The sequence below is a fragment of the Candidatus Pelagibacter sp. HIMB1715 genome, from assembly GCF_052047595.1.
Taxonomy (GTDB): domain Bacteria; phylum Pseudomonadota; class Alphaproteobacteria; order Pelagibacterales; family Pelagibacteraceae; genus Pelagibacter.
Map to the genome: position 1 here is coordinate 1 of NZ_JBNAJY010000016.1, position 13178 is coordinate 13178.

Annotated in this window: 16 protein-coding genes and 1 pseudogene; 13 read left to right on the plus strand and 4 right to left on the minus strand. The window is 28.6% G+C overall.

The features are described from left to right. The 3 genes from ACTTAY_RS04890 to ACTTAY_RS04900 all read left to right on the plus strand — a co-directional run. The coding region (locus ACTTAY_RS04890; RefSeq protein ID WP_440672588.1) for a hypothetical protein at positions 1–543 on the plus strand (543 nt) is incomplete at its 5' end. A gap of 2 nt (positions 544–545) precedes the next feature. After that, complete coding sequence (locus tag ACTTAY_RS04895; protein WP_440672589.1) at positions 546–1112, plus strand: SOUL family heme-binding protein; 567 nt, start codon at positions 546–548, stop codon at positions 1110–1112. Continuing rightward, positions 1112–1525 carry a carbonic anhydrase gene (locus tag ACTTAY_RS04900; RefSeq protein ID WP_440614538.1) on the plus strand — a complete coding sequence of 138 codons (414 nt, stop codon included), beginning with the start codon at positions 1112–1114 and terminating at the stop codon, positions 1523–1525. Before ACTTAY_RS04895 ends, ACTTAY_RS04900 begins: the two co-directional genes overlap by 1 nt. Here ACTTAY_RS04900 and ACTTAY_RS04905 read toward each other — a convergent pair whose 3' ends face one another. Both ACTTAY_RS04905 and ACTTAY_RS04910 read right to left on the minus strand, forming a co-directional pair. Next, entirely contained in the window at positions 1526–4060 is a 2535-nt protein-coding gene (locus ACTTAY_RS04905; RefSeq protein ID WP_440672590.1) for an ABC transporter permease, read from the minus strand. Then, a complete protein-coding gene (locus ACTTAY_RS04910) occupies positions 4044–4709 on the minus strand; it encodes an ABC transporter ATP-binding protein (RefSeq protein ID WP_440672591.1) in 666 nt (221 codons plus the stop codon). Before ACTTAY_RS04910 ends, ACTTAY_RS04905 begins: the two co-directional genes overlap by 17 nt. Between ACTTAY_RS04910 and ACTTAY_RS04915 the strand changes: the two genes are divergently transcribed. From ACTTAY_RS04915 to ACTTAY_RS04935, 5 genes are read left to right on the plus strand one after another with little or no spacing between them, the layout of a single operon-like run. Beyond that, entirely contained in the window at positions 4708–5319 is a 612-nt protein-coding gene (locus ACTTAY_RS04915) for an arylesterase (protein WP_440672592.1), read from the plus strand. The genes ACTTAY_RS04910 and ACTTAY_RS04915 overlap by 2 nt on opposite strands. After that, complete coding sequence (locus ACTTAY_RS04920; protein ID WP_440672593.1) at positions 5320–6009, plus strand: ion transporter; 690 nt, start codon at positions 5320–5322, stop codon at positions 6007–6009. Positions 6010–6019: 10 nt separating this feature from the next. Then, positions 6020–6472: a hypothetical protein gene (locus ACTTAY_RS04925; protein ID WP_440672594.1), complete on the plus strand. Its 453-nt coding sequence runs from the start codon at positions 6020–6022 to the stop codon at positions 6470–6472. A 40-nt stretch (positions 6473–6512) separates the two neighbouring features. Continuing rightward, entirely contained in the window at positions 6513–7061 is a 549-nt protein-coding gene (locus ACTTAY_RS04930) for a tetratricopeptide repeat protein (protein ID WP_440672595.1), read from the plus strand. Position 7062: 1 nt separating this feature from the next. After that, entirely contained in the window at positions 7063–7683 is a 621-nt protein-coding gene (locus ACTTAY_RS04935; RefSeq protein WP_440672596.1) for an SOS response-associated peptidase, read from the plus strand. A 2-nt stretch (positions 7684–7685) separates the two neighbouring features. Here the strand turns inward: ACTTAY_RS04935 and ACTTAY_RS04940 are convergent, their stop codons facing one another. Beyond that, entirely contained in the window at positions 7686–8981 is a 1296-nt protein-coding gene (locus ACTTAY_RS04940; RefSeq protein ID WP_440672597.1) for a DEAD/DEAH box helicase, read from the minus strand. 84 nt (positions 8982–9065) lie between these two features. Further along, positions 9066–9551, minus strand: coding sequence for a YajQ family cyclic di-GMP-binding protein (locus ACTTAY_RS04945; protein ID WP_262589405.1), 486 nt, complete (start codon positions 9549–9551; stop codon positions 9066–9068). Positions 9552–9614: 63 nt separating this feature from the next. Between ACTTAY_RS04945 and ACTTAY_RS04950 the strand changes: the two genes are divergently transcribed. The 5 genes and pseudogenes from ACTTAY_RS04950 to ACTTAY_RS04970 form a co-directional block, all read left to right on the plus strand. Further along, the gene (locus ACTTAY_RS04950; RefSeq protein ID WP_440672598.1) at positions 9615–10634 is read left to right on the plus strand and encodes a D-2-hydroxyacid dehydrogenase; all 1020 of its coding nucleotides are present in this window, start codon (positions 9615–9617) and stop codon (positions 10632–10634) included. A gap of 30 nt (positions 10635–10664) precedes the next feature. Then, complete coding sequence (locus ACTTAY_RS04955; protein WP_440634015.1) at positions 10665–11114, plus strand: YtoQ family protein; 450 nt, start codon at positions 10665–10667, stop codon at positions 11112–11114. Between the two features lie 16 nt (positions 11115–11130). Next, positions 11131–12246, plus strand: a complete 1116-nt coding sequence (locus tag ACTTAY_RS04960) for a dienelactone hydrolase family protein (RefSeq protein ID WP_440672599.1) — start codon at positions 11131–11133, stop codon at positions 12244–12246. Positions 12247–12255: 9 nt separating this feature from the next. After that, positions 12256–12837 (plus strand): hypothetical protein, encoded by a 582-nt coding sequence (locus ACTTAY_RS04965; protein ID WP_440672600.1) that lies wholly within the window; start codon positions 12256–12258, stop codon positions 12835–12837. Positions 12838–12895: 58 nt separating this feature from the next. Further along, a pseudogene (locus ACTTAY_RS04970) lies at positions 12896–13072 on the plus strand (YtoQ family protein); the annotation flags it as partial. Positions 13073–13178 lie beyond the last annotated feature (106 nt).

Below are 13178 nucleotides of genomic sequence, written 5' to 3' on the forward strand. Positions count from 1 at the left end.
TTTAATCCTAGAATAAAAGCAAGAATAAGAAAAAATAAACAAGTACTTAATAAAAAGATTGATAATTTTTTTGGTTGGGTAAAAGGTGCCAAACTTGTTGAACTTAAAGAATGTAATGTAGAGGAAGATCCAGTTCGACCAGAATTAGATAATGAATTTAGAACAGGATTTGGAAGAAAAATTTATGGTGTTGAGTATCAAGGCGAAATTCATGCTGTTATGTGTTTTGCTTATACTAATGAAATTCCCAAAAGTGTAGATGAACTTGAAAAATTAAGTACTGATGCTTTTTTACAAAGTGCAATGAGAGACCAAAATGGGGGTCAAATTGCTATTGCTTATACTGTATGGTCAAAGAAAAAGGGTGGAGGAAAGTTAATTGTAAAAGAAGTGTTTAAAAAGATAAAAAAATCTAATCATTTAAATAGATTAGTAACACTCTCACCTTTAACAGAAATGGCAACGAATTTTCATGAAAGAAATGGAGCAAAATTAGTTCAAATTAATGAAACTACACAAAATTTTGAATATAAAGTTATTTAACCATGAAGTTAAAAAAACTATTAATTCTTCTATTTTGTACTTTCTTTGTTTTACCGTATTCTATTGTCATGGCTAACGAAGAAGCAAAGTATGAGGTAGTAGATAAAAATGAAATTTATGAGATTAGAAAATATTCTGATCGTTTAGCAGTTGAAACCTCTAGAGCTGGAATAGATAGTAATTTTAGAAAATTATTTAATTATATTTCTGGAAGAAATGATGCTCAAGAAAAGATAGCAATGACTACTCCGGTTACTCAAGTCGAAAAAAATGGAAATATGACTATGCAGTTTTATTTACCTTCAAAGTTTAATTCAGATAATGTACCTAACCCAAGTAGAGATGATGTAAGAATAGTAAATATTGAAGGAGGATATTATGCTGTGCTTAGATATTCTGGTCGAGCTTCTGATGGAAATTTCATAAAACATAAAGAAATCCTAGAAAAAGAGTTAAACAAAAATAATATTTCAATTATAAGTCCACCTATTAGAGCTACATATGATAGTCCTTTTACCCTTCCAATGAATAGAAGGAATGAGGCAATGTATAAAGTGGAGTTTAATTGATGAAGTCAAAGTTTAAAGCAATGGTGTTATCTTGTATGGACCCAAGATTTCAACATTTAGTTCACAATCATTTAAAGAAAAAAAAATTAACTGGTAAGTACAGTGCTTTTACAATTGCTGGTGCAGCAGTAGGCGTTACACACAATAAATTTAAAAAATGGCATAATACTTTTTATGATAATCTTGGAACTTCAATACAGCTTCATAAAATAGAAAAGCTTATTGTTATTAATCACAAAGATTGTGGTGCTGCAAAAATTGCTAATGGAAAAAAAGAATTTACACCTGCAAATGAAAAAAAAATACACCAAGATTCATTCAATAAACTTAAAAAAGAAATTAAAAAAAGATTTCCAAAACTTAAAGTAGAATTAAATGTAATTGCTTTAGATAGTAAAATTACAAAATTTTAATTATTGATTTCTAATCAAAGGATAAACTTTTGGATTTAGATATTTTAAATTTGTTAACATAATTAATATCAATGTTACAAATCCGATTGAAAAACCTAAGTAGATTAAAACTTTAAAATCAAACATCCATACAAGTTCAAAGATATTTTCCATAATAAATTTTGAACCAATTACTGCAAAAAATATTGCAATCAGTATCACTGACTTAAAGATAATGATGAATTCTATTAATGATGAGAGGATTATTTCTCTTTTTGAAAAGCCTAGAATTTTAAATACTAAGTTTTGATACTCTTTAACTTTACCTTGAACCATAATTGCACTCGAAATAACAATTAAACCAATAACAATTGTTACAGCTGATATCAGAGTAACTGCAATGAATACTTTATTTAGTACAGCTGTCACTTTTGTCAGATAATCTGCAATTTTAATCATGGATAAGCTAGGCATAATTTCTAGCATTTCAGTTTCATCAAATTTATCAGAATTAAATTTTGCTGTTGCTAAATATTCATGAGGAATATTTTGAGCGAATTGAGGGTTAAATAGCATTGCAAAGTTTATACTTAAATCTCGATAATCAACTTCTCTAAAATTAACTACTTCACCGTCAATTTCTCTTCCATAAATATTTAAAGTAAAAATATCTCCTAATTGAATATTAAAATCTCTTGCAACTTTAGCATCTAAAGATATTTGAAGTTGATTAGGTTTATTTAAATCCCACCATTTCCCAGCAATTAATGGATTATCTTCAGGAACATCTTCCACCCATGAAGATCTTCTCTCACTTCCAATTACCCAATAACTATCATTATCAGGTTTAATATAAGTATTTGGATTAATGCCATTAATTTTTGTAATGCCAGATGAAACCATTGGAACAACTTCAATGTCTGCATTTGGATCCATTTTTAATATTCCTTGTTCAAATTTTTCACGTTCTCCTTTTTGAATTCCTACAAAGAAATAATCAGGTGCAATATCAGGAATTGATTTAGCAATTTCTCTTTGAAAATTTGTTCCAACTAATGCCAATGTTAAAAGTAATGTAACTCCCAACCCTAAAGACATAATAGTAATTGGAGTAATACTTTTAGTTTGAGTGATATTTTTAATTGATACCTTTAATGAGATATTGGAGCTTGATTTAAATTTTTTAAGAAAAAATATAATTATTCTTGAAAGAAAGAAAAATACTATCAAACACACAAAAAATGCAGCAAAATACCCAAGACTGTAAGTTGGTTGCTCTGAACCTATAGTAAATAATAAAACTAAAATAGACAGTAATATAAAACTTAAAACAATAGATTTTTTTGAATAATAAAATTGTAAGTTTTGAAAAACATTTCTAAATAAATTAGAAGCTTTTACTTGGTCAATTGAACTTATCGTTGGGATAGAAAATATTACAAGTACCAATAAACCTACTAAAAATATTTTAATAAAATTAACTATAGAAAATACTGGATAAACATTTAATCCAAGTCCATCTGATAAGTATTTATCAGCGATAGGGACTATTAAAAAACTAGAGCCGTAGGAGACAACTGTAATTACAAACAACAATATTAATAATTGAAGATAATAAAGTGTCTTTATATTTCCTGAGTAAAATCCAACTGCTTTTCTAACTGCAATTGACATATTGTTTTGGTTAATAAAAGAAAGGAGAGTGTTTGCAATTCCAATACCAGCAATCAACATCGCACTTATTGAAACAAGAGATAAAAATTGTGAAAAATTATTAATTATTCTCTTTATTCCACTTGCTGAATTTTCAGGATAACGAAGTTTTACTTTTTGATCATCTTTAAAAATATTTTCAATTCTTTGTTCTAATTCTTCAGGGTTATCTCCTTCATTAAATTTTACTTTGTATTCGTAGTTTAAAAAGCTTCCAATACCATTTAGTTTTAATATTTCTAACGTTTGTTTTCCTGCTAGCGCCCAATCACCAAAAGCAACAAATCCACTAACATCAGGAACTGATTTTATAATTCCAATAACTGTAAAGTTTTGGTCTTGAACTTTAACTTGTTCATTAAGTTTTATGTTTAGTGTCTTTGATAAGCTTTCATTAATTAAAATAGTATTTGGTTCCTTTTGCATTCGCTCATAAGCGCCTTCAGGTTCAAATACTACTTCACCATATAATGGATATTTTTCATCAACTGTTTTAATTCTAGTGAATAAAGATTTATTTTTTTCTCTTCCAGTTGTTGAAAGCATCGTACTGAACTCAATCATTTGAGATACAGTTGCAAATTCTTTTACCTGATTAACTAGTTCGAGATTTCCTTGGTTACGATTGTAATCAATTTCTAAATCACCACCTAATAAAGCTTTTGCATTATCGTTTAGTTCTTTTTTAAGACTATCTTCAATTGTAAAAATAGCACTTAATATAAAGAGACTGATAAATAGAGTAACAATAATACTTGAGATTTTGTGATAGTTTCTGCTTAAATCTTTTAAAGCATATTTAAAAATCAAACTAAATTCAGATCGATTATTTAATTTTTCCATCTTTTATTTTGATTTTTCTTTTTGCTTTATTGGCAAGTTTTGGATCGTGCGTTACCATGATTAAGGAAGATCCTTCTTCTTTCACATATTTAAATAAAATATCTGAAATCATTAATGAGTTTTCAGTATCTAAGTTTCCAGTAGGTTCATCAGCTAGGATTAATTCAGGCTTCATTGCTATAGCTCTTGCAATTGCAACTCTTTGCTGCTCACCACCAGATAACTGACTAGGTAAATTATTAAATCGGTGCTTTAAACCAAATCTATCTAATAAACTTTTTGCTTCACTCTCAGGATTTTTAAAATTATTTAATTCTAGTGTTAAAGCTACATTTTCAACTGCTGTATAATTTGGAATTAAGTAGAAGGATTGAAATATAATTCCAATATTTTTTTTTCTAATTTCTGAAACTTCATCTTCATTTAAACCTGTTATTTCTTGATCTTGAAAAACAATTTTACCTGAAGTTGGTTTTTCTAGCCCTCCTACCAGCATGATTAAACTAGTTTTACCAGATCCACTTTCACCAACTACAGAAACTGTCTCCTTTTTCTTAATAGTAAGATCAATATTCTTTAAAACACTGATGCTTTCTTTACCAGTTTGGTATTTGAGATTTATTTTTTTTAATTTAAGAAGATCACTCATGAATAAAAGTTTATTTATTAAAATATTGGTAATCTTTCTAGTGCACATTAATGCAAGTGCAATAGATAAGGTTGTCTTATTTGGCGACAGTTTGATGGCTGGATACGGTTTACCTAAAGAACATCACTTATCAGTGGTATTAGAAGAAAATTTTAAAAAAGATGGTTTAAATATAAAGATAATTAATGGGAGTGTTTCAGGAAGTACATCTTCAGGAGGACTAAACATTGCTGAATGGAGTTTATCTGAACCTGGTATCGACCTAATCATTTTAGGTTTGGGAGCCAATGATATGCTTAGAGGAATAAAACCAGAGGAAACTGAGAAAAATTTAGAAGAAATTATAAAGATAGCTAACAATAAAAATATAAAAATTATCATTGCAGGTTTGGTTGCTCCAACAACACATGGTGCTGAATACAAAAAAAAGTTTGATGCAATCTATCCAAAATTATCAAAAAAATATAACTTACCCTTGATCCCATTTTTACTTGAAGGGGTTGCACTTGATCCAAGTTTAAATCAGCAAGACGGAATTCATCCTAATAAAGAAGGAACAATTAAAGTAAGTGAAACTATTAAAAAAAGTATTATTAATATTTTAAATTAAATGAATAAATTTTTATATAATCTTAAAGAAAGCAGAATTTTTCAGTTTGTTGTTATTTCAATTATCATATTAAATGCAATCACAATTGGGGTTAACACGTATGAATTAAGTGATCTTACCAGACAAGCAATTAATTATTTAGATTATTCAATTACTATATTTTTTGTCATTGAAATTATAATTAGATTTGTTGGGGAGCCAAAAAAACTAAATTTTTTTAAAAGTGGATGGAATGTATTTGATACTTTAATTGTTCTAATTTCATTAATTCCAATTCCTAACAATTCTAGCTTCTTACTTTTAAGATTATTAAGAGTATTTAGAGTATTGAGAATTATTTCAGTTGTTCCAGAATTAAAAAAAATCATTGAAGCTCTACTAACTTCAGTCAAAAGAGTATTTTATGTGGGATTATTACTGTTCATAATTCTTTATATATACGCAACTATTGGTTCAATTTTATTTAGTACTGATATTCCTGAGAGATGGAGCGACGTTGGTGTTGCTATGATCACATTGTTCCAAGTTTTAACTCTATCTAGTTGGGAACAAGTAATGCTTCCATTACAAGATGTTTACTGGTGGGCTTGGATTTATTTTTTCAGTTTTATAATTATATGCGGAATTACAATGCTTAATTTGTTGATTGCGATATTAGTAGACGTAGTAATCAATCAGAAAAAGCTATAAGACTTTTTCAATGAAAAAATTACTTATTGTTTTAAGTTTCTTTTGCTTTAGTTATGCTAATGCACAAAATACAAACATTACTATAGATGCAAATTTAAATCTTACATGTGCATTTGAAAAAGTAATTTTAAAAAATCCAGATCATAATTTTGAAACATTTACAAAAGATCAGGTTAAGAGAGATGATATTAGTAAATTAGCAATCGAGTCAAAATCACCAAATGTATTAAATATTAAAAATTTATCTAATTTTATTGATAAAATTGAACTAGAGGTAAAAATTTCCAATAAAGATATTGTTTTAATCCAAGCTTTTGATGATGAAAGAAATTATTCAGAATCTGCAGTTTTAACTATTAAAACAGGTGAGCTTGTTCACGAAATTACAAAAAATATTAAACTAGAAGAGAAAGAAAAGGATATTTCTTTTTATAGTTGTAAAAATATTAATCAAAATACATAAGTTCAAAGACTCTAATTCTCTTATTTGATAATATTTAATCATGAAGAGAGTACTTTTATTTTGTTTAATTTTTTTATTTTCTTTAACGAGTTCTTTTGCAAATGATAGAGATGTTAGACTTAATCAATTGTTTAATGAACTAAAAGTTAATAAAGCAAAAGTTGCTGCTATTGTTGAGCAAGAAATTTGGTCATTATGGAGTACTCATCCAACTGATGAAAAATTAACTGCTCGTTTAGAGGAAGGTTCGATGTTTGTTAGAAATCAACAGCCAAAAAGAGCAAGAGAAATTTTTACCGAAGTAATAAATCTTGATGAAAATTGGGCTGAAGCTTGGAATAAGAGAGCAACTGTTCTTTATATGTTAGGTGAATATCAGAAATCACAAGAGGATATTGATAAAGTATTGGAATTAGAGCCAAGACATTTTGGTGCTTTAGCAGGTCAAGGTTTAGTAAATATTCAGTTAAAAAATTTTGAAAAAGCAATTAGAAGTTACAAACAAGCACAAGAGATTTATCCATCCATGCGATCTCCAGAAATCATGATAAAACAAATCGAAGATTTGATGAAAGAACAAACAATTTAAAATGTGTGGAAGATACGTTGTTAAAAATCCAGTTACTAAAACTAGTTCATTAGTTAAATCTGCAATTCAGGTTGAAGACAATGAAAATTATAATGCACACCCTTATCAAAAACTTCCAGTTATAAAAAAATATAAAAATGGAAATACCTTAGAAGCTTTGAAATGGGGTTTAGTTCCAAGTTGGGCAAAAGATAAGGATTTTAAAGCTTTGATAAATGCAAGACTTGAGACCATTGATGAAAAGGTTTCATTTAAAAAATTGATAAAAAATAATCGATGTGTTGCTGTTGCTGATGGATTTTATGAATGGAAGAGGGAAGAGAAAGAAAAAACTCCTCATTACTTTACTCGTGAAGACACCAATACCATTTATTTTGCAGGGATATTTGAAGATGATCAGTTTTGTTTAATTACAGAAGAAGCAAAAGAAAATATTAAGGAAATTCATCACCGACAACCAGTTATTCTTAATCAAGCAGATGTTAATAGATATCTTAATTTAGAATTACAAGGATCAGCGTTTCTACATGAACGTAAATCACCAGATCTTATATTTCATGAAGTTTCAAAAGATGTAAATAAGCCTACAAATAACAGCGCTTCTTTAATACAAAAATTATAAATCTATTTTCTTTTATTTTTTTTAAACTTAAAGTTTTTAGGTCTTTTTCTATTTTTAAATTTTCTTTTATTATCTTTGTTTTCAAATTTTTTAAATTTCTTTTTTTTACTTAATTTGTTGTTAGAAAATTTATTCTTAAATTTCTTTTTAAATTTATTTTTTTTATTAAATTTCTTACTCTTTTGATTGTTTGGTCTTGCTTCTTCTTTAACTTTAAAGTCAGGATCTATTAATTTTTGTATAGATCTCCACATACTTCTGTCGTTGTTTGTTAAAAAAGTTAAAGCTGATCCATCCTTTCCAGCACGACCAGTTCTACCTATTCGGTGAATATAATCCTCTGGGACTTGTGGAAGATCATAATTAATTACGTGTTTTATAACTGGAATATCTAATCCTCTTGCCGCAACATCTGTTGCAATTAAAATCCTGCTATTACCATTTCTAAATCCTCTAATAACTCTATCTCTTTTACTTTGTCTAAGATTACCATGAATCGCATCAGCTTTATGGCCATCATATTTTAATCTTTTTACAATTTTATCAGCACCGTGTTTAGTTTTAACAAAAACTAAAATAGATCCACTTCTTTCAACTAATTGATTAATCAGTTCATGGTATTTCTTGTCAGCTGTGATTTGAAAAGTTTCTTGTTTAATTTTTTCAATTGGAGTTGATAAAGATCCCACAGATACTCTTTCAGGATTATTTAGATACTTTTGAGAAATTTTTAAAATGTTTTCAGGTAAAGTTGCAGAAAACAATAATGTTTGATGATCTTTAGGAATAAATTTTAATATTACTTCTATTTGAGGTGTAAATCCCATATCCAACATTCGATCTGTTTCATCTAAAACTAAGTAATTAACTCTAGATAAGTTTAAACTTTTTCGTTCTATGTGATCGTTAATTCTTCCAGGGGTGCCAACTATAATTCTTGCTCCTTTTTTTAATTGTCTAAGTTGTTTTTGCATACTCTCACCACCGATTAAAAGAGTATTACCAATTCCTATTTCTCTAATATTAAGTTTTAAAACAGTTTCCATTACCTGTGTTGCAAGTTCTCTTGTTGGACAAATTATTAATGCCATTGCTTTCTTATCTTTTAAAAGCTTATTCAGCATTGGAATTGTGAAAGCTAATGTTTTGCCGGTACCTGTTTGAGCAGTTCCCAAAACATCTTTTCCTTCTAAACTAATTGGTATGGATTGACTTTGAATAGGGGTCGGTGTTTTAAATTCAGCTAATTCAATTGATCTTTTTAATTTATTTTCAATATTTAGATCAGAGAAGTTCATTATGTTGGGAATGATATAAATTTTACGTAATTGAGTGTCTGCTTATATCTTTTTGTACCAAATACAATAAATAGTTTGGGAGGATTAATCTCTAAAGTTTACAAAGTCTATCGGAAGCCCAATATCAATAGCTTTAATTGCTGCTATAGCTTCTTGAAGATCATCTCTTTTTTTACCATCTACTCTTAATTCATCACCTTGAATTTTAACCTGAATTTTAAGTTTAAGTTTTTTAATATCAGCAATAACTTTTTTAGCATTTTCTTGGCTAATACCTTCTTTAAGTTCACTTACTTGTCTTATTGCTCCACCTGAAGCACCTTCCGAACTTTTAACTTCTAAAACCCTTGGATCTACTTTTCTTCTTACTAAATGAGTTTGTAGCAATTCATTGACTTGTTTTAATTTTAATTCATCAGGAGCATTAGTGGTAACTGATTTATCTTTTCGCTCTATCGTGATGTGAAGTCCTTTAAAGTCATATCGATTGCTAATTTCTCTTAAGCAATTTGCTAAAGCATTATCAAATTCTTGATAATTAATTTTACTGATAACATCAAATGAAGGCATAATTTATTTATACAATAATCTATTTTTTATTAAACGAAATTAAAGATAATATTAATTTAAAATATGAAAAAAATTAAAATCCATATCAGAAATAATCATTGGAAAGAGGGATTTTTACCTTGTGATGCTGAAGGTGAGAAAAATAATACAATCACTAAGGAAGAAATTGAAAAGGGTTTTGATCAATATCCTGAGTTAAGAGATAAAGTAGAATATGTAATTGATTGGGATGATGATAATTTTGTCTCTTCAATGCAATCAGCTGACATTTTACTTGGGTGGCAGTTTCCAACAAAAGATTTAAAACAAATTGCACCCAACCTTAAATGGATCCATGTAATATCTGCTGGTGTTAATCATTTATCTCCATTTGATTGGATGAACGAAGATTTAGTTTTAACAAATAGTAGTGGGGTGCATGCCAAAAAAGCAGGGGAGTTTGGTTTGATGAGTATATTAATGCTCCAAAATCACATGACTAGAATTGTAACCAACCAAAAAAATAGAGAATTTGTATCTTTACTTGGAAAACCTATTGAAGGAAGGAAGGTAGTTGTTGTTGGAACTGGTTCTTTGGGTGGTTCAATGATTAAACATATCAGCAAACTTGGAGCAGAAGTTATTGGTGTAAATAGAAAAGGAAAAAATGTTGAGGGGTGCTCTAAAGTTATTACATTTGATAAAATTGATGAAGTGTTACCTTTAGCTGATTTTTTATATCTAGCAGTTCCAGAAACGGAAGAGACAAAAGGATTAATTAATAAATCAAGATTAGACAAATTAAAATCTACCTGTGGAATTGTAAATATTGGAAGGCAATCTGTTTTAGATTACGAAGCTTTAAGGATTAAACTTCAAAACAATGAAATTGCTGGAGCAATTTTAGATGTATTTTCACAAGAACCTATTCCAAAAACATCAAACCTTTGGGATACTCCAAATTTAATTATAACTCCTCACATTTCATCTGATAGTGAAGGGAATTATATTGAGATGGTTCTTAAAATTTTCTTTAAAAATTTAAAATTATTCACAGAAAATAAAGAATTAATTAATCAAATAGATAGAAATTTGGGATACTAGTAACTATATATAACTATATATAAAGAACATATGTTGAAAGTATATTTAGCAGGAGAAATTCACACAAATTGGCGTGATGAAATTATTGATGAATGTAAAAAACAAAATTTAGACATTCAATTCTCATCTCCTGTGACAGATCATGCATCTTCAGATGATTGTGGGGTTGAAATCTTAGGACCTGAAGAGAAAAATTTTTGGAAAGATCGTAAAGGAGCCAATATCAATTCAATTAGAACTAAAAAATCGATCAAAGATTGTGATGTGATCATTGTTAAATTTGGTGAAAAATACAAACAATGGAATGCAGCTTTTGATGCGGGGTACGCGGCTGCTTTGAATAAATCAATAATTATTATTCATAATGAAGAGCATCAACATGCTTTAAAAGAAGTCGATGCTGCAGCAGCTGCAGTTGCTTCAGATCAAAAACAAGCAGTTCGTATCCTAAAATACGTTCTTCAAGGAACTCTTAAATAGTTATATAAATAACATTATGAGTATTATAAAAAAATTTATTGTAATTCTTTTTTTATTTATTTTTTCAAATACTGTTGTTAATGCTGAAACAATTAAACCAAAAAAAACACCATTAAAAAAATTATCTAAACAGTTGGGAAATGGTAAATTGGTTAAGATTAATTCTTATCAAACTTCTGACTACAAAGGTATAAAAGAGGGTTGGTATAAAGAAAGCCCAATAATAGTAGACGCTTTAATTTCTTATCCCGAAGGTGATGGACCATTTCCTCTTTTGTTAATCGTTCATAGCAGTGGTGGTGCTGATGAATTTACTGCAGATTGGTTAGAATTTATGAGAGATCAACAAAAGCCATTACTAGATATGGGTATAGCTACAATGTATTTAGATAATTTTTCTGCTAGAGGTGCAAAACACACTTACCGTGATCAATCAAAGGCTTCTTTATGGTCTACTTATATAGATACGTTTATGGCATTAGAGTATCTAAGCAAGGATCCAAAAATAAATATTAAAAAAATAGGTATCTCTGGTTATTCAAGAGGTGGAAACCTTTCAATTATGGCAGCGGAAAAAAGATTAAGAGATATTTTAGTAGATAAAGATCTTTATTTTGCAGCATCTCAACCAAGATCTGCTGAATGTGGAATATCTGGAATGTTTAGAAATCCAACTCCAGTTAAAGAAACTAAAATTTGGTATGTACATGGTTTAGCTGAGGATTACACACTACCAGGTCCATGTGTGGAACTTATGGAAAAAATGCAAGCTAAAGGTGCTGATATTGAAATCGATTTAAGAGAAGGATGGTATCATTTATTTACAGGAAATTATGAGCCAGAATTTGCAAAAAGAACTCAATATTTTTGGAAGTGTCCTAATTTCTATACTGAAGATGATGGTAATATGAACAAAGAGTTCGTTGATTTAATTCTAAAAAATACAAAAATCAAAAGTTTGGATGAATATAATGAATTATCACGTAAAAACCCAAGAAAAGCTTTTAAAACAATGTTTAAAGGTCTTGTAAAAGAAAAATGTATTGGAAAAGGTGTAACAGAAGGTGGTAACCACGGAAAAACTTTTATGCCAGAGTATTTAGCTTTTTGGAGAGAAAATTTATTAAATTAATTTAATTATTTGAAAAATTTTTTTTTAATATCATTTCTAATTTTACTAAATACTAGTCAATCGATTGGATCAGAAAGATTTATCCCTTTAGAATTATTTACAGGTGGAGAAATAAGAGAAGATAAAGAGATTAAATTTACAAATGCTAATTTGGTATTTGGTGAAAAGAAAAGAAAAAAAATTGTAGGACCTGAGGATTGGAAAAACCCACAAACTGGAGAAACTATAAAAGTTTATAAAAGAACAAGAAAAGGTCAAAGTGGATTTAAAACACAGTTATTTACAGTTACTAATGACGGGCAGTGTATAGGAAGAGTTTGGGATAGTAGAAGAGGAGGAAGAGTAATAAAAAATGGATGTAAATTTCCTCTAGGCGTTTGGAAAGAAGGCGAGACTAGATCTTTTGAAGGATCTTCTGGCGGTAAACCACGAAAAATAGAATTAACAATTTTAAAATTAGGAAAAAAGCAGAAAGACAAAGTAAAATTTAATTGGAAACTTTATGATGGAAGTGGAAAATTAATGGATGACAATGATTATACTTTCTCTCCTGGAAAAGCGATGACTAAACTAAATGATAAAAAGCTATAATTTAAATCATTTTACTCAATAGTGCTCCAATGACATCGATCTAATCTAGCTAAGATTATGGAATGCAGCTTTCGATGCAGGATATGTATCTGCATTAAATAAATCTATTATAGTTATTCATAGTGACTACCACCAAGATGCATTGAAAGAGGTAGATGCTGCAGGTTCTGCTGTCGCTTCAGATCAATCACAAGTTGTTAGAATTTTAAAATACGTTTTAGAAGGTTCATTATAATTTCGTCTTCCTCCTTTTTAAAAAAAAGGAGGAAGTGTTTCTCCAGTTAAAATAATTAATAAGAGATAGAAATAATGATAAAATTTTATTTTAACTGCACAGTTTT

Bases quoted from the DNA above. Each gene is read 5' to 3' on its own strand.
- ACTTAY_RS04925 (WP_440672594.1), top strand. From the start codon at position 6,020: ATGAAAAAATTACTTATTGTTTTAAGTTTCTTTTGCTTTAGTTATGCT.
- ACTTAY_RS04960 (WP_440672599.1), top strand. From the start codon at position 11,131: ATGAGTATTATAAAAAAATTTATTGTAATTCTTTTTTTATTTATTTTT.
- ACTTAY_RS04915 (WP_440672592.1), top strand. From the start codon at position 4,708: ATGAATAAAAGTTTATTTATTAAAATATTGGTAATCTTTCTAGTGCAC.
- ACTTAY_RS04940 (WP_440672597.1), bottom strand. From the start codon at position 8,981: ATGAACTTCTCTGATCTAAATATTGAAAATAAATTAAAAAGATCAATT.
- ACTTAY_RS04930 (WP_440672595.1), top strand. From the start codon at position 6,513: ATGAAGAGAGTACTTTTATTTTGTTTAATTTTTTTATTTTCTTTAACG.
- ACTTAY_RS04905 (WP_440672590.1), bottom strand. From the start codon at position 4,060: ATGGAAAAATTAAATAATCGATCTGAATTTAGTTTGATTTTTAAATAT.
- ACTTAY_RS04910 (WP_440672591.1), bottom strand. From the start codon at position 4,709: ATGAGTGATCTTCTTAAATTAAAAAAAATAAATCTCAAATACCAAACT.
- ACTTAY_RS04955 (WP_440634015.1), top strand. From the start codon at position 10,665: ATGTTGAAAGTATATTTAGCAGGAGAAATTCACACAAATTGGCGTGAT.
- ACTTAY_RS04920 (WP_440672593.1), top strand. From the start codon at position 5,320: ATGAATAAATTTTTATATAATCTTAAAGAAAGCAGAATTTTTCAGTTT.
- ACTTAY_RS04895 (WP_440672589.1), top strand. From the start codon at position 546: ATGAAGTTAAAAAAACTATTAATTCTTCTATTTTGTACTTTCTTTGTT.
- ACTTAY_RS04900 (WP_440614538.1), top strand. From the start codon at position 1,112: ATGAAGTCAAAGTTTAAAGCAATGGTGTTATCTTGTATGGACCCAAGA.
- ACTTAY_RS04935 (WP_440672596.1), top strand. From the start codon at position 7,063: ATGTGTGGAAGATACGTTGTTAAAAATCCAGTTACTAAAACTAGTTCA.
- ACTTAY_RS04950 (WP_440672598.1), top strand. From the start codon at position 9,615: ATGAAAAAAATTAAAATCCATATCAGAAATAATCATTGGAAAGAGGGA.
- ACTTAY_RS04945 (WP_262589405.1), bottom strand. From the start codon at position 9,551: ATGCCTTCATTTGATGTTATCAGTAAAATTAATTATCAAGAATTTGAT.